Source organism: Candidatus Cloacimonadota bacterium (assembly GCA_019429305.1).
GTDB lineage: Bacteria > Cloacimonadota > Cloacimonadia > Cloacimonadales > JAJBBL01 > JAHYIR01.
The window spans coordinates 78,287-97,782 of sequence record JAHYIR010000003.1; the positions used below are offsets into that span (position 1 = coordinate 78,287).

The 19,496-nt window shown below is 39.6% G+C and carries 15 protein-coding genes; all 15 read left to right on the plus strand.

The genetic code is table 11. The annotated features are described in order from the left end of the window. Positions 1 to 17 precede the first annotated feature (17 nt). The 15 genes from K0B81_02570 (at position 18) to K0B81_02640 (ending at position 19,151) form a co-directional block, all read left to right on the plus strand. A complete protein-coding gene (locus K0B81_02570; GenBank protein ID MBW6515484.1) occupies positions 18 to 1,907 on the plus strand; it encodes a hypothetical protein in 1,890 nt (629 codons plus the stop codon). Between the two features lie 29 nt (positions 1,908 to 1,936). Next, a complete protein-coding gene (locus tag K0B81_02575; GenBank protein ID MBW6515485.1) occupies positions 1,937 to 3,010 on the plus strand; it encodes a pilus assembly protein PilM in 1,074 nt (357 codons plus the stop codon). 11 nt (positions 3,011 to 3,021) lie between these two features. Next, positions 3,022 to 3,621, plus strand: a complete 600-nt coding sequence (locus K0B81_02580; GenBank protein ID MBW6515486.1) for a hypothetical protein — start codon at positions 3,022 to 3,024, stop codon at positions 3,619 to 3,621. Continuing rightward, the gene (pilO, locus tag K0B81_02585; protein ID MBW6515487.1) at positions 3,618 to 4,172 is read left to right on the plus strand and encodes a type 4a pilus biogenesis protein PilO; all 555 of its coding nucleotides are present in this window, start codon (positions 3,618 to 3,620) and stop codon (positions 4,170 to 4,172) included. The genes K0B81_02580 and pilO overlap by 4 nt, the downstream gene beginning before the upstream one ends. Continuing rightward, a complete protein-coding gene (locus K0B81_02590) occupies positions 4,172 to 4,711 on the plus strand; it encodes a hypothetical protein (protein MBW6515488.1) in 540 nt (179 codons plus the stop codon). The genes pilO and K0B81_02590 overlap by 1 nt, the downstream gene beginning before the upstream one ends. Positions 4,712 to 4,734: 23 nt before the next feature. Beyond that, positions 4,735 to 6,201 carry a hypothetical protein gene (locus K0B81_02595; protein MBW6515489.1) on the plus strand — a complete coding sequence of 489 codons (1,467 nt, stop codon included), beginning with the start codon at positions 4,735 to 4,737 and terminating at the stop codon, positions 6,199 to 6,201. 16 nt (positions 6,202 to 6,217) lie between these two features. Next, the gene (locus K0B81_02600) at positions 6,218 to 8,335 is read left to right on the plus strand and encodes an Ig-like domain-containing protein (GenBank protein ID MBW6515490.1); all 2,118 of its coding nucleotides are present in this window, start codon (positions 6,218 to 6,220) and stop codon (positions 8,333 to 8,335) included. A 242-nt stretch (positions 8,336 to 8,577) separates the two neighbouring features. Next, a complete protein-coding gene (gene tadA, locus K0B81_02605) occupies positions 8,578 to 10,284 on the plus strand; it encodes a Flp pilus assembly complex ATPase component TadA (GenBank protein ID MBW6515491.1) in 1,707 nt (568 codons plus the stop codon). 218 nt (positions 10,285 to 10,502) lie between these two features. After that, positions 10,503 to 11,756, plus strand: a complete 1,254-nt coding sequence (locus tag K0B81_02610; protein ID MBW6515492.1) for a type II secretion system F family protein — start codon at positions 10,503 to 10,505, stop codon at positions 11,754 to 11,756. Between the two features lie 175 nt (positions 11,757 to 11,931). Further along, positions 11,932 to 14,145, plus strand: a complete 2,214-nt coding sequence (locus tag K0B81_02615) for a VWA domain-containing protein (protein MBW6515493.1) — start codon at positions 11,932 to 11,934, stop codon at positions 14,143 to 14,145. Positions 14,146 to 14,356: 211 nt separating this feature from the next. Beyond that, entirely contained in the window at positions 14,357 to 15,463 is a 1,107-nt protein-coding gene (gene mtnA, locus K0B81_02620) for an S-methyl-5-thioribose-1-phosphate isomerase (protein ID MBW6515494.1), read from the plus strand. 12 nt (positions 15,464 to 15,475) lie between these two features. Beyond that, positions 15,476 to 16,093: a class II aldolase/adducin family protein gene (locus K0B81_02625; protein ID MBW6515495.1), complete on the plus strand. Its 618-nt coding sequence runs from the start codon at positions 15,476 to 15,478 to the stop codon at positions 16,091 to 16,093. Positions 16,094 to 16,398: 305 nt separating this feature from the next. Beyond that, positions 16,399 to 17,754, plus strand: a complete 1,356-nt coding sequence (locus K0B81_02630) for an amidohydrolase (GenBank protein MBW6515496.1) — start codon at positions 16,399 to 16,401, stop codon at positions 17,752 to 17,754. After that, the gene (locus tag K0B81_02635; GenBank protein ID MBW6515497.1) at positions 17,755 to 18,201 is read left to right on the plus strand and encodes a PTS sugar transporter subunit IIA; all 447 of its coding nucleotides are present in this window, start codon (positions 17,755 to 17,757) and stop codon (positions 18,199 to 18,201) included. It begins immediately after the preceding gene. After that, positions 18,198 to 19,151, plus strand: a complete 954-nt coding sequence (locus tag K0B81_02640) for a PorV/PorQ family protein (GenBank protein ID MBW6515498.1) — start codon at positions 18,198 to 18,200, stop codon at positions 19,149 to 19,151. Before K0B81_02635 ends, K0B81_02640 begins: the two co-directional genes overlap by 4 nt. The last annotated feature ends 345 nt before the right edge of the window (positions 19,152 to 19,496 follow it).

A 19,496-nucleotide genomic window follows, 5' to 3' on the forward strand; every position in this document is an offset into this window, starting at 1 on the left:
TTAACCAGGGAGGAGTTATGATCAAGTTTTTAAATAATCAAAAAGGGAGTATCGGTATAGCAATAGTTATTGCTTTGATCGGTATTCTTTCCGGAATATCTTTAGCTTCTGTTGCATTCCGTGATAGCAGATCTGCACGGTTGCAGATCGATGGTTTGCAGAAATTTCATTTTTTGCGAACGGAAGTCTATAGGGTCAGGCAAGTTATATCAAGGTTAACGATCAATAATCAGATAAATGAGCGACTCCCCCTTGATATAAGACGAAATATTAATGTTAACTATGGAGATCATAGAACTGTCTATGAGATCAGATCAAGAGCCAATACAAGGTATGAGTTAGGATCTAGCGGATATCTGGTCAGCTCGATGGTCAATTCATACTCTGGCGGAGGGCACTCAGCAACCGAAGAATCTTCTCTTCCTATCGTGAAATTTGGGGAGTATTTTATCTATTCATCACAAACTTTGGCAATATTTCATTACTTTAGTGACATAGACAGGGCTTTGGATGATGTTGATGGTAATATTCGTTTTTATGGCGCAGATGTAATCCATGGCAGGGTTCATAGTAATAGCGATATTTGGATCAGACAGATCGGCGGAGGGAGTAACAATGGTTGGCCGACTTTTTACGGGCTTGTTACAACAGCCGGAGAGATCAAGGTTTATGGTGGTGGAACTTATCCTCTGGATGACGTCTTTCGTGGGGGTCTAATTGAAGGTTATCCGAGAGTCATTTTTGAGCCGACTGCAGAATTGGTCAGACAGAACGGGAGAACGTTATTTGGTGATTCCGAGTCAGATAATATGATAGCTTTTGTGAATATCAATGGTCTGTCTTATAATGCCCGTCTAGGTCATATTCAAGAGCTTCATCCACCAGAAGAGTTTATAATTTATGATCAATACCCCCCTTATGGTCCGATTGGTAATCAGATAGGGATTAATTATATAGCTTTGCGGGATACAACATGGACGGTTATGAGCGGTACGTTAGCCAATGATGCTTCATATTGGGTTCCTTTTGAATTATGGATCTCCGGTACGATCAGGGGTGCTCAGACATGGGGAAGTTCGCACAATATCTATATAAAAGATGATATTACCTACGAACATACAATACCGGGTCAACCACCCGATGGTGGGGAAGATGGTGATTACCCCGTCAATACAAATGATTATTTCGGACTGATCTCTGAAGAATCAATCTATATCCAATACGGTCATTATTGTCCGATAGATACTATCCGAAAAAAGCCCAACACTGACAATATATACATATATGGTGCCTTATGCGCTATGGGTGATAGCCAAGGAGAAACTACACCAAATGGGATTTATGCAGGTGATGGTATCTTCACTTTTCAATATCATTTTCCCAAGGGTTCTACACCAGCTCAGTTTTGGTTTGGTGAGTGGTTTACTATGATCGATCTGCATCGCTTCAAATATCCCACCAGCATATTAGCTCCCTGGCCACCCGGATTAGACTATCCGTGGTATAATCCAATATGGCCTGAACCGGGACCTGTTGCAGGTGTTCCCGCTATTCCAAATCCTCATGGAGCACCAACAGTTACTTATTTGCGGGGGGAAATTCGACTCTTTGGCTCTATCGCGCAAAGAAGACGGGGCTTTGTCCGCAGAAGTGGTAATGCAGATTATGATACCGGTATCTGGGATATTGACAATCATATCTTCGGCTTGCATTCTAACGCATTGAACCCAGCAGGAGGACCAAGCGGATATGACAAAGATTATACCTTTGACACCAGATTCGAAACTAAAGGACCTCCAGATTTTCCATTAGTTAAGTATGAATATACAATAGATAGTGAAAGTGTTGCAGATTTAGGCTTCTTCTTAGGGAGATGGACCTTCAGGAAACCACCGGAAAACTTTTAACAATAAATAATCAATAATTAAGAGGAATTATGGCAAAAAAGAAACCAACTAAGTTTAAAGAATCTGTGGGGATTGATATAGGAACTCATTCTATTAAGCTGGTGCACCTCAAGAGACTACATGACGGTTACAAGCTGCTGAATTATGAGATCAGACCCACAGTTCCTGCTGGTGTGGAGTATATACCATCAGATTTACGAAGAGACCGTTATGCTCCTATATTAGCAGAAATATTGCGAACTTTAAAAATTAAACCGAGAAAGATCAAGCATCTGGTTACTTCTATTGGGGGTGATCATGTTAGTATTAAACAAATAAAGACGATCTTTCTCCCTGAAGACGAATTAGAATCAGCACTCTTTTTCGAAGCTAAGAAACACCTGCCAATCAGTGGTAGTGATATGTTGTTGGATTTTCAGGTATTGAATGTTGAAGAACGCACCAACAATATGAACATACTCCTCGTTGCTACAACCAAAGAAGAATTAAAAAAACATAATGATATCCTAACAGCAGCAGATATTGCACCGGGCATTGTTGATGCCGAACCATTGGCAGTAGCCAATAGTTTTATGTTAAATGCTTTCGTAGAAGAGGGGGTATATGTGATCGTCAATATGGGAGCACATCGCTCAAATATGATCATCTACGGACCAAAGGCGAAATTCTTCTCTCGAGATCTCGCTTGGGGTGGCTATAACATTACTAAAGATATTATGAAAAGAAAGAATCTCTCTTTCGAAGATGCTGAGAACCATAAATTTGAACACGGGATTACGGAAACAGGCGACACAGCAGGAGAAGGGATCGGCTTATCTACTTTAGAGATAAGTGATAAACCGACTGAAGAACAGATCGCTTTAGAGATAAAGAGGTCCTTAAGGTACTATGTCAAAGAAGCGGGCAACAGCGATTTCAGAAAAGTCCTGCTCGTTGGTGGAAGTTCAAAGTTGAAGGGATTACCCGAATATTTTACTGAGCAGTTAAATATTCCTACTGAGATATTTAACCCCTTTATCAATTTAGAGATGCCGGAAAAACTTAGAGACAAGAAAGACCCTCAGTTAGCTTTAGCGATAGGTCTGGCAATGAGAGCGGAGTAAGGGGGGAAACGATGACACAATTCTATTTCACAATTAACCTCAACAAATTCGGTGAGCTAAGAAAACAAAGAGAAGCAGAATCCAAACTGTTTATGTCCTTAGTGGTTATCTTTGCAATTATTACAGTAATTCTATATGCGACCGTAATCTACTTTAATTTAACTCTCAGCAGTAAACTTGAGAATCGAAGAGATCTTCTGCAGAGGATCAATGACGAGATACAACAATATCAAGATAGCGGAGAGTATCTCTCTACCGGTGATCTGGAGAGATTAGCCAGAACCAGTACAGAACGAATATTCTGGGCGAATAAATTGATCGCTTTAGCCGATATCACTACAGATAAAATAGCGATTACTCATTTTTCTTATAAAGATGATGTACTAAGTCTTTTTGGCATAACTCAAGTAGATATAGAAGAGAGAGAATTTGATCTGATCTATGAGTTTATCGAGAATCTGAGAGTTAATGACCAGATAAATGTAGATTTTGATGAGATCAGATTTGTCCGTTCAAACAGAGACCGAGAGAAAGATGTTGAGATACTCCGCTTCCAAATTGATTGTATCGGACGCAACATCTCAGCAAGAGACAGGAGAAGAAGACTATGAAGCAAAGATACTTAATACTCCTTGGTGCTATTGTTATTGTTACATTTCTCTTCATTTATTCAGCGAATGCCATGATAAATAACAAAACCAGAGATATCAGACGAATTGATGCCCAGATCAGAAGAGCACAAGAAAGATTGAATAGCGCCAAGGTTATGGATGAGCAGTTATCTCAGGTATCGAGAGTTATAGATAATACTCTGATTTCTGAACAATCATTTTCGCCGGAAGAGATTAATGCTTTTGTCAGAACTTTGGCTGAATTAGCAGATCGGAATCAAATCGCAGTATTTTCACTAATCCCTAGATCTGCTCATTCGCCCGCTAATTTAGTGGAACATCAATTTGTGATGGATATAATGTGTACTTATGTTCAGTTAGGTAGATTTTTAACAAGGATCGAAAGTTTGGACTACATTGTGAAAGTCAATACTTTAGATGTAAAACCGGTTCGCAGTGGCGTCACTGAACTTGAAGTTGATGGAGAGTTGGTAACTCAATACAGGGTTATTGTCGAGCTATCAGTATTCAAGATAGTAAAGGAGGGATAATGGAGACAAGATATATAAAAGACTTCACGATAGCGATCATCGTAATTATCCTTTTTGTCTTTTTACTTAAGACGGTTAATGTGGTTAACACTGTTCAGGCAGTTCCTGTAGAATCAAGATATAAGGATATGGCTATTGATGCCCAATTGATAGACCAGATCCAACAGATCGAACATTCTATCCGTGACCGCATGGATTTCTTGTTCACAGTAACCAGAGATCCTCTCGAACAAAATCTAATTGTCCGCACGAGGATAGATCTGGAACAAGAATGGCGGCGACAAGTTGATGCCATGATCAGATTAGCAGCTACCTACATAGATGAAAACGGTAATAGAAGAGCTGCCATAGCTTACGGAGGAGAGACCAGATTATATGCCATCGGTGACTCAGTTAATAATAATCGAATAGTTGATATAGATGTAGGAACAGTGACTTTGACGTATCAAGGACGAGAAAGCACTTTGGAGCTGAAACCGATTCCACCGAAACCGGCTCAAATTGATGATCGTTCAAGATCTCAAGAATATATATGGTAAAATTAAAGAGAAAAGGAGTATATATGTTCAATTTAGTAAAATCCACAACTGACTGTTCAGCCAGAGCAGCTTCAGTGATTTCTTTACATACTTTTAGATTCAGCATTACTATACTGATCATCTTGCTGGGGTTATCATTTAATATATATGCACAAGTACAAAGTGGTAATTTGTTAGACAGGAAAATAACCATTGATGCCGTTGATGCCTCCATATCAAATGTGCTCTCAACAATGGCAAAAATGAGTGATAGTAACATTGTATTAGCAGTTGATGTAGTTGATAAGGAAAAAGACGATGAGCCAAGAATAACGGTGAGTTTGAAAGATGTTCCGATCGAGCAGGCATTATCATTAGTTGTTAAAGCAGTAGGGTTATCATATCGTTTAGTCGGAGATAATACATTCTTAGTAGGAGACAGAACAAGAATCCAGGAAGAGGTAGGGGAAAGAAGCTACATAATAAATCTAAATTACGTAGATGCCGATAAAATTGTAGATGCCTTGAAAGTTCTGCCGGGAGAAGCAATTGCGATCGAAGGGCAAAATGCAATCATGCTCAAAGCCAATCCGGTAACATTTGCTGAGATCAGCAAAAGAATACAGGAAATCGACGTTCCCCAGAAACAGATTGAAATTAGGGCAAGGATAATAGAAGTCTCGCTCACAGATTCAAAGAGAATTGGTGTCGATTGGTCAAGACTGAACAGATTAACAACCATTATTGCTGAAAATCCGGTTAGTGCTGACGGAGTAGGTTTGCCTTTCAATTATACTGATGAAACAGGAGCTATACCTCACGGCAGGTTGGCTGGTAATCCGTTAGGAGAGTTACCATCAGAACAGTATTTTCAAAAGATGGATAGCTGGAGTGATGTAGCAAAATTCAGCCGTCAATTGACAGCTTTTGATATCACAATAGACTGGCTGTTAGAGAACAATGCTGCCAAATTATTAACCGATACGAGACTGACTGCCCTGAATGGTGAGCATGCTGAGATCCTTATTGGTGAAGTAGTTCCCTTTGTTGTTACAGACAGGGATTATAGGTCGCAGGTAGAAAGAGAACAGGTCGGTATCAAGTTGAATGTCACACCGACAGTTAATAAAGATGGTCTGATAACAACAAAAATATCTCCGGAAGTTAGTTCCGTAACAGAATTAGTTGGTGGTTTTGTTCCCAGAACGAAGGTTAGAAGGGTAAATTCAACTGTTACGGTACCCGACGGAAGCAAGATAATTGTCGGCGGTCTATTGAGTTCAACTTTAATAAGTTCAGTAAATAAGGTTCCAATACTTGGGGATCTACCTTTTATTGGAAAGCTGTTTCAACACAAAAATGAACAGATAACAACAACAGACTTGATAATCGAGATAACCCCAAGAATAATTGATCTTTCCGAACATCAAGTTGACTTCGAGATTGATAAACGGCTTGATAGGAGATTGATCCGTCAAATCGAAGAAGACGAAGATGAAACCAACTTTTAATTTATAGGAGTTAAATATGAAATATAGCAAAATTTTAGCAATTTCTTTTGTACTGCTTGCTATTTTAATGATGACCTTTGTTGGTTGTGATAATAGGGTGTTTGATAGCGACAAATATAGAATAACCAGTATTATTGCTAATCCTACTGTTATCTATTCCGACAATAACATAACATATTCAACGATCAGAGCACGGGTATTAGATAAAGAAGATTTTCCGGTTGAAGATCAAACTGTCCGTTTTCGCTCAGATTTAGGTCAGCTAATAGCAACTGTTAAAACAAACGAAATGGGTATTGCAACTACTACCTTCTGGGATAACGGAGATCTGGGACTTGCTACGATCGAGGCATTTATCGGTACGATCAGTAAATCTGTTTTAGTAGATATAGTCGAGACTCCGGAAGTGGAGACTGTAGAGATCCAAAATGATCTGACGGATCTAGCCCTTGAAATTCAAATGACTATCAGGGCAGAGGTCATTAACACTTTAGGGGAACCGGTAGCTGATGGTACCATGATTACCTTTTCTGCTACTAAAGGGATTTTTCCTGAATCAAGTATTGCCGAAACTACAGATGGTATTGCATCAGTACAATACAATACAGGTACCTCTGCCGGGCTATTAACTATCACAGCCCGTTTGGGTGATAAGGTCGGAACAAAGACCGGTAATATCAATCCCGGGTTTCCAGCAAGTATAAGCTTAATGACCCAGATGGTTGATGAATTCGGGGATTGGATTAATGTATCTCCAGAGGGAATTCCGGTAAATTTCCCACGCCCAGTTAGAATAAGAGCAACAGTTAAAGATATGTATAACAATATGAATCCGGGAACACCTTTAGAGTTTGAGACTACTCTTGGCGGAATTCAAGGTTCCTCTATTACTGATGAAAATGGTGTTGCTTATGTGAATTTCTTTCCCGGACAATCGGCAGGAACAGCTCAGATTACAGCAAGAACTGTTCAGGCAGGAGAGGGTGGAGATCCAATAACAGGTATAACACTACTCAATATCTATTCTGATGCTGTGCATTCAATATCTTTTGAAATTGCCGAAGAGATCTTTCTTGATGTTATTGGAGTAGGTGGAGTTGAATCAAGATCTTTGAGAGTTGAATTGCGGGATTACGGCGGAAATCTGGTCTCCGGTCAGCACTGGGTAAAATATGAGATCATCGGTTCCAACCCACCAACAGGAGTCAATATTAACAATGTGGGACTTAGTGATGAGGTTCAAGCCAACGATGGTGTTGCCGTTGCTGCGATAAATAGCGGAACTGGATCAGGGACAGTTAAAGTCAAGGTCTCTTTGGTTGAAAATCCTGATATAAACGCCACCAAAGCTAATATTGTAATCAGATCGGGACCACCATCAAGTGTCATTCCGACAATTGGAGATTTTGATACAGGTGTTTCTATGGGTGGCGGCATCTGGCAGATCGAAGCTGGTGCTGTAGTTAAAGATCAATACAACAACCCTGTTATCAATGGAACAGCAGTCTGGTTTTCTTTGGCTGATGTACCTCAACCTCCCCCCAATTGTTACATCGACGGTTCAGGATATACCGGTAATTCGACCCCCAGTAATGATGATGGAACACCCGGTTATGCCGGAACATTCTTGTATTATCATGGAGCGAATACCTTTGATCAGGTCAAGATTATAGCTGAGTCGGGTGAAGTTATCGGAGAGTTATTGGCAACGTTACCTATCAACCAACCGAGAATGGAAATGGTTATTACTCCCGGTTATCATGAATATTTCAACAACGATCCACTTTCAGCTACTCAAGATGGGCATATAATAGTTTCTTTACAGGACGGACAAGGTAATCCGGTAACCGGTGGTAATATTACTATGACTTCAACACACTGCATATTTGAATACTATGATTGGTTAGATCCGTACAATAATCCGATAAACGACGAAACATATCCACATATCATTAAGACATATGCAGGCGAGGCAAACGGTACGATCCGCTCCCGAATTTGGGAATGTCCGGAGCCAATTGATGATTATGTAACAACAGTTGATGTTCAGGTAACAGCCAGATTGCTTGGTACGAATACGATCACTCAGGGATCATTTACCATCAGAAGATACAGAGATATTCCTCGTCCGTAGAAGCATAGAGGTATTTATCATAAACCTTGGACTAAAGTTGCTTAACATAGCAATAACGTGTTAAGCGGCTTTAGTCACAAGGTCAGAGAATATAGCACAGCCACGAAGCAGTGTTCTTATTTGTTGTCATCCTGAGTGATCCGCTCGGGCGGATTGTATCGAAGGATCGGAAGCAACCACGTAACATAAACTTCGGCTGGGTAAGAAAGAGTTTGTAATAGAAATGGAGACAAGGAGAGATAATGAGTTTTAATCCTCAATTTGCCCGCATTGGTGAAATACTAATTCACATGGGAGCAGCGACTGAAGATCAGGTAAAAGAGGCATTAATAAAACAGAACAATTTCAATTTGAAATTAGGTGAAACACTTCTTAAGCTTGGCTACATAGAAGAAAAGGATTTATTAGAGGCACTTCATCAGCAATTAGAGATTGATGTTTTTGATGAAGAACAGTTATTAGACCTTGAATCTAAAGTAGTTAAGATGATACCGGAACCCTTTGCGGTATCGAACAGAGTCATCGCTGTCCGCGAAGATGAAGACGGTGTTGTTGTAGCGATGACCGATCCCGAGAATATTGTCATTCAGGATAATCTCAAGAAGATAATTTCCAAGGCAATAAAGCCGGTATTGATCAGCGAAAGCGTTTTGACAGACACCTTAGAGAAATATTATAAAAGTATTCGTACAACTTCTGAAGTAGAAGATGCTGTTGGTGAATTTGGTTTCGTTGCCGTAGATGAAGATGAGAATGAGATCAATATTGATAAATCAGCGACGGCAGATGCACCAATTGTTAAGCTGATCAATCTGATAATTACAGAAGCAATCAAAGCCGGAGCAACTGACATTCATATAGAACCATTATACAAAAATTCCCGGGTTCGCTATCGTATAGACGGTGCCTTACGTGAAGTAATGAGTCCACCTATTGGTGTCCATGCCGGAGTGGTTTCGTTGGTCAAAGTTATGTCCAAATTAAATATAGCTGAGAGAAGATTACCACAAGACGGTCATATTTCTCTTAGGACGTCTATGAAAGCAGTTGATGTTCGTGTATCCATAACTCCGACAGTTACCGGTGAAAAAGTAGTACTACGACTCTTAGACAAAGGTGAATTCGGCTTTAAACTGACTACTCTCGGTTTTGATGAGGACAATCTGGAAATATTTAAAAAATGGATCAGACGCCCTTACGGTATTATCATTGTTTCCGGTCCGACAGGTAGTGGTAAATCAACAACTTTACATGCTGCACTGAAAGAGATCCAGGATATAGAATCAAACATTATTACGGTAGAAGATCCTGTTGAATACCGTTTGGAAGGGGTAACACAGATAGAGACCAAGGAAAAGATCGGCTTGACTTTTGCTGCCGCCTTACGTTCAGTTCTGCGTCAGGACCCTGATATCGTTCTCATTGGCGAGATCCGCGATGCCGAGACAGCCGATATAGCGGTGAAGTTCTCACTCACCGGACACTTAGTATTCACAACACTGCACGCTAATGATGCTCCTGCTACTATAACTCGTATCATTGATATTGGTATTCCAAGTTATTTGGTTGGATCTTCCCTGAATTTGGTGATGGCGCAGAGATTGGTTCGTAAGATCTGTACTCACTGTAAAGGAGATTATCAGCCAACTCCGGAAGAATTGCGTGATTGCGGAATAACAGAAGAAGAAGCGAAAAAGATCTCTTTCAAGATAGGTAAGGGTTGTGTACATTGTGATAATACAGGTTATCAGGGCAGAACAGGTATTTTTGAAATTTTAGAGGTCACTTCCGATATCCGCCGGCTGATCTTTGACGGAGCTAATCAGGATCTCATTCGGGAAGCAGCAATAAAGAACAGCATGGAGACACTACACGCCAGTGCCTATAAAAAGATGAAGAAGGGAATAACAACGATCCGCGAAGTGATCAAATTAACAATAGTAGAGTAACATAATATTGTCATCCTGAGTGGTTGTCACCCTGAGTGATCCGCTGGGCGGATTGTATCGAACCGAGGAAAACACTTCTTCGTGGCTGCTTCCGAGCTCGACGAAGTCAATTCAGGGTCGACGAAGTCAACTCAGGGTCGACGAAGTCATCGAAGGATAGACAATGTCGCACAGTCCGAGTACTGTGAAAAAAATATCGAAATGAGGTAAAGAAAAGAATGGCAACTTTCTTGTACGTGATCAAGGATGCTAAAGGCATCAAAATAGAAGGGACAATAAAAGCCGGCTCACTGGATGAGGCAGTAGATAAATTAAGTAAAGAGGGTGGTACTATTATATCGGTTAAAAGTGCCGCCGAAGGAGCATTTAAAGGCAAGTTATCGCTGTTTGACAAAGTGATGCTGGTCGTATATAAGATCCGGACCGGGATCTCGCTCAAGGCGTTGGTTTTCTTTACCCGGCAGTTGGCAACTATGTTTTCAGCCGGCTTAACCCTTGAGAAAGCGATATCAAATTTAGAGCAGGAAGAAAAGAACAAACGGTTAAAGAAGATCCTGAAAAAGATCTCGGATGATATCAAAAAGGGTTTTAGTTTATCAGAAGCGATGGAACAACATCCGGGTGTCTTTAATAATCTCTATATTGCTTTGGTGCAGTCCGGCGAGGTATCTGGTACATTGCATACCGTACTCAACAACTTATCAGATTACTTAGAAAAGATAGAAGATACCAGACGAAAAGTTTTATCTGCGATGGCATATCCGATCTTCATCCTGATCTTTCTTTTCTTTGTCGTTTGGGGTTTGTTCTATTACATTATCCCCATGTTTGGCGAAGTTTATGCAAGATTTGGGGCTGATCTGCCTGCTCCGACTTTGGCAGCTATAGCGATCAGTGATTTCATCCGGGACAATGTTTTAATAACATTACTTATGCTCTTTGTAGTCGGCTTTGCCATCTTTCTGATCTATCTGACCGACAGAGGACGCTACTTTTTTGATGCGATGGCTTTTAAATTACCTATTATAGGTGGCTTGCTCAAGAATTCTATCATCAGTAAGTTTTCCCGTACTTTTAGTATCCTGATGGGTGCCGGTGTACCCATTATGGACACTATGGAATTATCTGAGAATGTTGTGCAGAATGCCGTATTCGAAGGTGCTATTCGCAAGGCAAGGATCATGGTCAAAGAGGGTTATAGTGTAGTGGGTGCATTCAGAAGAACTCATGTTTTCCCTTCGACCTTGTTACAGCTATTTGCTACCGGTGAAGAGACAGGCGACATGGATAAACTACTTGGGAAAGCAGCCGAATTTTATGAAAAATTGGTAGATTCAGTCATAGACCGTCTTACAGCTCTTATAGAGCCGGTATTGATCGTATTAATGGCATCCATAGTTGGGACAATAATTGTCGTTATATATTTACCAATATTCTATCTTGGTTTAGCGATTAGTGCTGGTGTTTATTAAGAGATCAAATAAAAAAATAGAGTCCAAAACGAAAAAGGTTTCGAATAATATTGACAAAAGAGCGTGCTTAACGCTCTTTTTCTTTAATATGTATAAAACAGCTGCTACATATATTTCGCTGCAGTTATAACACGGTTATTTATATTTTTTTTACCTTTAAATCAAAGGAGGTAAGATGAGATTTAACCAGTTTTTTTCGGTACTATGTTTAATATTTGTTATACAGATGATCTGTTCTTCAATACTTCTGTCGGCAGTACGTTTCGACCGTGATAATCCGGCTATTTCACTTATTATTGATCGTTCCGGTAGTATGGGATTTTCTAACTATATGACTCCCGCCAAGCAGAGAGCACAAACTTTTATCGGTTTGATGCAGGTTGGTGATCAGGTGGGAGTAATTAGTTATAACGAAACTGCGACGGTCAACTTTGCCTTAACTACTATAACTGGTACTTCCACGATCAACTCAGCCCAAAACGCCATAAACAATATTCAATCCTCAGGCAGAACAAGTATCGGAGCAGGATTGGCAGCGGGTAGAAATCAACTAACCAATAGCACTGTCTCCGGACAGAAAGCAATGATCCTGCTCAGTGATGGATTGGATAACTACCCTCCAACAGCAGTATCAGTTGTACCAACGATTCCGGCAAGCATAGATGTATATACTATTGCTTTAGGTCCTAATTCCGATCAAGCGCTATTACAATGGATAGCCAATCAAACAGGAGGAACATATCATTATGCTCCTACCCCGGCAGTTCTTCAACAGATTTATAATACTATAAGTGGTATGCTAAGAGGGTATCAAAATTATTTATCTGGTCATGACATTATCGGAGCACAGGAAACACGATATTACTCTGTCAATATTGATAATGCAGATTTTGTGTTTTTTTCCGTTGCTTCGAATGAAGAATATTCAGATCAGTTATCAGCTCTTGAATTGAGTTTGATCAACCCGTATGGGCAAGAAATACATAAAAATAATTGCCTAAATAATGATTTAGCAGAAGGATTTTCATACAAATCATACCACATTTCTCAACCAATTTCCGGTGAATGGCTAATAAAAATAGATAACCATTCATTTTCACAAAACCTTGAATATGACATTAGCGTCTATGGTCTATCCCATCTAATGATGCAACATATCCTCCCTACCAATGCTATGCTTGTAGATGATCCGTTAGTGTTGATAGTTGAACTAACAGACAATGGCAATCCGGTCTCCAACGCTGCTGTTACTGCAACTGTCAGATATCCGGATTCTAATGAGATGACTACTTATAGCAACAGCTTTCCTTTTGAAGATGAAACAGCGAATGATAATGATTATGTGATAACAAGAACTTCAACAGAATTGGAGTTGATTTTGTCAGAAACAGAACCGGGACGCTATGAGACACTATTTTATGATACATCTCAGAGTGGGAGTTACATAGTAGAATTCAGTTCCTTGATCAATTATAACAATATTTTGATTAGTAGAAACCTTCTCGCTACCTATTATCTAACAACTTCAGAACCTGTAGCAGCACCGATCTTACTACAACCCGAGAATAATCTCCAGAATTTGATAACCGAAGTAAACTTTCTCTGGACTCCCGTTCTCAATGCTGATTCATACCAAATTCAGATAGCTAACGATCAGGAAATTCTCTTCGATATTAACCAAATAGGCGAGAATACAATTACCCTGACTCTTCCCAATTATAACACAGAATACATGTGGCGGGTTAGAGCATTAGCCGGAGAAGAGGAAGGAATATGGTCGAACATTTTTAGTTTTGCTACAGGTATCCCCGACGTACCAATACCGATCAATCTTCAAGGTTATATACAGAATAATAGTATAAGCTTGTATTGGGAACATCCTGAAACCGAAGATTTTCATGGAGACCCCTGGTTCTATAAGATATTTAGGAATGACAGTTATTATGATTATGTTATGGGATCAGAGGACTATTATCTCGATGAGCATATCTATTCTGATCAGCCATACAGCTATCATGTTACTGCTTTCCATCACAATGGTTTTGAATCATTACCGTCAAATACGATTACTATCGATTTTGTCTCTATTGATCTAATCGGGGAGATTAGTCCGGTAACTGGCATTAATTATAACTATCCGAATCCATTCAATCCTGAAACCAATATTGTTTTTTCTCTTGCCGAACCTTATAAAGTCAAGGTAGATATATATGATATTGCAGGGAGATTGGTTAAGAATCTGGTTGATGAATATCTGGATAAGGGTGAACATATTGTTTCATGGTCAGGAGTAGATAACGAGAATAAATCAGTGACCAGCGGGGTCTATTTTGTGAAGATGCAAACAACCGGATACATAGGCCATAAAAAGATACTCTTATTAAAATGATAATATCTGTTTAACAAAGAATAAAAGGGCGAAGAGCTAAGGGCTAAGGGCGAAGAGGATGGCTTCGCCGACCCTGAGTTGACTTCGTCGAGCTCGGAAGCAGCCACGAAGAAGTGTTTTCCTCGGTTCGATGCAATCCGCGTCAGAGAAGAGCTTCGATTATCGAAGCTCTTCTTATATAAAAACATATTAGTTTAAAGTGAGGTTTTAATTGTTAATTAATGGTGCCCACTACAACTCAGTAAGTTATATTCCTCCGGATTCTGAGAAACCGGAAGCGATCCGTATTATTGATCAAAGATTTTTACCATTCCAGCTTATTTTCAGAGATTTATCTACCCCTGAAGAAGTTGTTACAGCGATCAAAGATATGCTGGTACGGGGAGCTCCTTTGATCGGTGTAACTGCTGCTTTTGGGTTGGTTTTTGCCCTGAATGTTAACCAAGATAAAGTTTGTGACGGTTATATCGAAGAAACTGCCCAAAAAATCCTGAATGCCAGACCAACGGCAGTAAATACCGAGTATTGTATTGGGAGAGTTCTCACAGCTATCAAACAACACGATAATTTAGAGGACCAGAAGATAGCAGCTTTAAAAACCGCTCTTGATTTACTGGAAGAAGATAAAATAATTTGTCGTCAGATTGGAGAAAATGGCTTAGGCATTATTGAAGAGATCAGCCAAAGAAAGGGGAAAGTCAACATTCTTACTCACTGTAATGCCGGATGGTTGGCATGTGTTGATTATGGAACAGTAACCTCTATTATATATAAAGCTCAACAAGCTGGTATTGATCTGCACGTCTGGGTTGACGAAACGAGACCCAAGAATCAGGGTGCCAGACTAACCGTTTGGGAATTATCTCAGAACGGAGTTGACAACACTCTAATTACTGATAATGCCGGTGGGCATCTGATGCAAAAGGGTCTTGTCGATATTCTGTTAGTAGGTTGTGATCGGGTTACCCAAGATGGTGATGTAGCCAATAAAATCGGAACTTATCTTAAAGCTTTAGCTGCGTGGGATAACAAGATTCCCTTTTATGTTGCCCTGCCCTCTTCTACGATAGACTGGCAAATGAAAAATGGATTGCAGAACACACCGATAGAAAATCGCGATGAATCCGAAGTCAAATATGTGGAGGGTTGGTGTGAAAATGAGATTAAATCTGTCTTGATTACCGATATAAATGCAAATGTAGTCAATCCCGGTTTTGATGTAACTCCGGCGAAATACGTTACTGGATTGATTACCGAAAGAGGCGTGTGTCAAGCTAATCGGGAAGGAATTACCTCACTCTTTCCCGAAATGATATAGACTAATAGAATTATGACAAATCAACCAGAAGGGATCATCAAGTATCATTGTGATTGGACTAAAAAACCGCTTGAAGTTCTTACTGTTTTAGAACTGGAAAAATTCAATTATTGGAGAAGTAAGTTAAGAGAAAGAGGGGTCATTGGGGTTGATGTAACCGGAATTGGTTATGGCAATATTAGTATGAGAGTTAAAGTGAGCAAAGATTTTATAATCACCGGTTCTCAGACCGGTCATCTGAATAAATTGTCACCAAATGAATTATCACTGGTAACAGACTACGATATTCTCAATAATTATATCAGATGTTCCGGATTGATAAAAGCATCGTCTGAAGCATTAACTCATGCAGCTATATACACTAACTCCTTAGATTATAAGGCAGTTATTCATATACATAGTCATAAAATTTGGAAATTAGTACACGAAATCTACCCTGTCACAGACCCTAAAGCAGAATATGGAACACCTGAAATGGCTTTATCCATCGAGCAATTACTAACTAAAACATTCGATTGCCTGCCTCAGATCATTATTCTGGGTGGACATCCAGATGGTATTATTATCTGTGGCAGTACTCTCGACAGCACCGGATCAAAAACAATAGAATTATTAGACAACTTTGAGTAACATAGACTTCAGTCTGTGCATCTGTCACCCTGAGTGATCCGCTCGGGCGGATTGTATCGAACCGAGGAAAACACTTCTTCGCCTGCCCTATGAAATCCTTTTTCCATTTCATCGGGGTGGCTGCTTCCGAGCTCGACGAAGTCAACTCAGGGTCGGCGAAGCCAACTCAGGGCTGACATTCTTAACATAGACCTTGTTTGTCTATTTTGCTTTCCTTGTGCCAGCCACAAAACAAAAAGAAAAATATAGACATTTACCGGTAGTTTCTAAGCTTGTTATTAAAGATATTTAGTTGGAGAAGACTTATGATTGATGAAAGAATGAAAATAGACCTCTTGATTGACAAAGCAACAATTTTAACGATGAATGAAAATATGAAAACCGTTGAAAAGGGTTGGATAGCTATCAACGATGGTATTATCCTTGAGGTAGGTAATTATTCTGTTAATCCGGAAAATAGTGATCAGGGGAAAGACCCTCTCAACCGGTATAATCCACTCTTGAAGATTGACGGTACAGGCAAAATTGTGTTACCTGGATTCATAAATACCCATACCCATGTTCCGATGAGCTATTTTAAAGGTCTTGCCGATGATTTACCGCTTCATACTTGGTTGAATGACTATATCTGGCCTAAAGAGAAAGAGATGGTGAAGGCAGAATATGTCTATCATGCATCCTTACACGGGATTGCCGAATTGATCCGTAACGGTGTGACCCTCTTTAACGACATGTATTTTGAGAGTAAAATGTTAGCCAAAGCAGCAAAAAAAGCCGGAATACGTGCTGTCTTAGGTGAAGGAACGCTCGATTTTCCTGTAGCTAATCATCAGAACGCACTGGATGCTCTTAAATATTCACTAAATTTACACCAGCAGTATAAAGAAGATCAAATGATTGAAGCGGCTATATCGCCACATGCCATTTATACTTGTGGCAAAGAGACACTTGAGAAAGCCATCGAAATTGCTCGCTCCAATGGGATGCTGATCCACACTCATTTAGCTGAGACCAAACAAGAATATGATGAAGCATTAGAGAAACACAAGATGACCCCAACTGAGTATTTAGACAGTATTGGATTCTGGGGTGATGATGTCATTGCAGCTCATTGTGTCTGGCTCTCTGATAACGATATTGACATTTTAGCGGAAAAAGGTGTTAGCATTGCCATTAATACAGAAAGTAACTTAAAACTAGCATCCGGATTCTTACCCCTTAAAAAATGCTTGGTAAAGAGAGTCAATATGACGACGGGAACAGATGGAGTAGCCAGTAACAACAATTTATCTATTATCGAAGAATTGGGCATAACTGCCAAGGTTCACAAGGCATTGAATAATGATCCGACTTTTCTACCAGCCAAAGAAATCATTAAGTTTCCGACGATCAATGCAGCCCGTGCATTAAAGAAGAATGATAAACTTGGTTCATTGGAGAAGGGTAAAAATGCAGATTTGATCATTATAGATACAAACGATCTGGAATCTTTACCACTGTATGATCCCTATTCACAAATTGTCTATAATCTCAGCTCAGCCAATATAACTGATGTTCTGATTAACGGTCAGTTTGTAATGTTGAACAGACAATTGACCACTCTCGACGAGGAAGAGATAAAAGAAAGGGCTCATTACTACAAGGAGAAAATGAGAAACTAGATGAGTTTATTCCAACCTAATCTGATCAAGACCAACTTTGTCGCTGAAACCAAAGCTGACGCTTTGATGACGATAGCTCAAGATTTTCAAAGAGCAGGTGTTATCGAAGAAACTCAGGACTTTTATCAAAAATTGCTGGAGAGAGAAGAGAAGCTATCTACAGGAATAGGTCACGGAGTTGCCATTCCTCACCTGAGAGATGCGTCTGTATCCCAATTACAAATAGGGATTTATCTCCTTGACAATGAGATCGAATTTGATTCACTTGACAGGAAAAAAGTGAAACTGATCGTATGTTTTGCCATCCCTTCCAATGAGGGGAATCAATATATGAAGATTTTACAAAAAATGTCCGAATTTTTACGTAACGAAAGTAATCGTTCAGTAGTTTACAATTGTAAGGATGCTGATGAGCTACTTAGAATTTTCCGGAGTGTAGAAATATGAACAATAAAAAACTGATTGTATGTCTTATAATTGCAGCTATTAGCTTATCTCTGCTACATGCTGCTAATGAAGATATAGGCACTAAAGGATTCAATTTCCTGCGACTTTTCTATTCTGCACGAGCTGGCGGTATGGCAAATGCTTATACCGGTCAGGCAGACGATAGCGATGCCCTCTTTTTTAATCCCGCCGGATTACCACAGTTGACCAAGATGATGGTCTCGACCTCTTATATTAATTATTTTGAAGGTTTTCAGGGAGGGTCTGTTGTCTTTGCTTATCCCAGAAGAGACCGCTTTGCTTTTGGTTTATATGCCCAATATTTAGGTAATCAAGGGATAACACGAACACTCGTTGATAATCTGGGAGAATATCTGGGCACTGCTGGAACTTTTGGTGCTACTGATCTAATTGTCGGTGCTTCAACCGGTTTATATGTCCATGAGATGTTGAATTTAGGTGTCGGAGTGAAATTTATTTATCAATCTATCGATGACTATTCAGCTTCTGCTGTGGCAGTGGATTTGGCACTATTCCATCAAACAATGAATGATCATGTAAGTGTCGGGGTAACATTGAGGAATTTTGGTAAACAACTCACCTATTTTACCTCTTCTAAATATGACGAAAAGATGCCGACTCAACTAACAGTCGGGTTTAATTACAATCCAAACGAGAAACTTAATGCTAATCTTGATATAGTAAAACCATTCGAACAAGATTTTTTTGGTCGGCTTGGAGCAGAGTATCAAGTACATCCAATGCTCACCTTAAGAGCAGGATTTAACTCCAGAGCGGATGATTGGCGGATGGGTGGAGATTTCGATTTTCTTTCGGGATTATCAGCAGGATTTGGTTGCTATTTAAGACAATATGAAATTAATTATAGCATTTCTTCCTTTGGAGATTTAGGACTCGTTAATCAGGTCTCACTTAAATATACTTTTTAACAACTAAGTTTCCAGTATTTTACCAAAGGGGACCCTACGAGTCGGATGCGGCAGACTCGTAGGGTCCCCTTTGGTATCTCACTAATTTATCATTGCTTCACTCACCATTGATAAATAAAAAGCATGATTTTTCATTCATCTTAAAAAGATATACGAACAGGACTCAAGTATCGGGTAGATAATTCTAAATAATGCAGATAAGGATATCAGTTAGGTTAATAACAGGTAAGACAAATCTCAGCAGAGCTATCAAAAGAAGGAGAGAATCCAATAGTTCTAAATAGTCTATCAGACAGGTCTGAGAAAGAAACTACCAGCGCCGGTAAAATTATACAAATAATCATA

Coding starts and splice junctions, on each gene's coding strand:
- K0B81_02570 (MBW6515484.1), top strand. CDS start 18: ATGATCAAGTTTTTAAATAATCAAAAAGGGAGTATCGGTATAGCAATA.
- K0B81_02575 (MBW6515485.1), top strand. CDS start 1,937: ATGGCAAAAAAGAAACCAACTAAGTTTAAAGAATCTGTGGGGATTGAT.
- K0B81_02580 (MBW6515486.1), top strand. CDS start 3,022: ATGACACAATTCTATTTCACAATTAACCTCAACAAATTCGGTGAGCTA.
- pilO (MBW6515487.1), top strand. CDS start 3,618: ATGAAGCAAAGATACTTAATACTCCTTGGTGCTATTGTTATTGTTACA.
- K0B81_02590 (MBW6515488.1), top strand. CDS start 4,172: ATGGAGACAAGATATATAAAAGACTTCACGATAGCGATCATCGTAATT.
- K0B81_02595 (MBW6515489.1), top strand. CDS start 4,735: ATGTTCAATTTAGTAAAATCCACAACTGACTGTTCAGCCAGAGCAGCT.
- K0B81_02600 (MBW6515490.1), top strand. CDS start 6,218: ATGAAATATAGCAAAATTTTAGCAATTTCTTTTGTACTGCTTGCTATT.
- tadA (MBW6515491.1), top strand. CDS start 8,578: ATGAGTTTTAATCCTCAATTTGCCCGCATTGGTGAAATACTAATTCAC.
- K0B81_02610 (MBW6515492.1), top strand. CDS start 10,503: ATGGCAACTTTCTTGTACGTGATCAAGGATGCTAAAGGCATCAAAATA.
- K0B81_02615 (MBW6515493.1), top strand. CDS start 11,932: ATGAGATTTAACCAGTTTTTTTCGGTACTATGTTTAATATTTGTTATA.
- K0B81_02625 (MBW6515495.1), top strand. CDS start 15,476: ATGACAAATCAACCAGAAGGGATCATCAAGTATCATTGTGATTGGACT.
- K0B81_02630 (MBW6515496.1), top strand. CDS start 16,399: ATGATTGATGAAAGAATGAAAATAGACCTCTTGATTGACAAAGCAACA.
- K0B81_02635 (MBW6515497.1), top strand. CDS start 17,755: ATGAGTTTATTCCAACCTAATCTGATCAAGACCAACTTTGTCGCTGAA.
- K0B81_02640 (MBW6515498.1), top strand. CDS start 18,198: ATGAACAATAAAAAACTGATTGTATGTCTTATAATTGCAGCTATTAGC.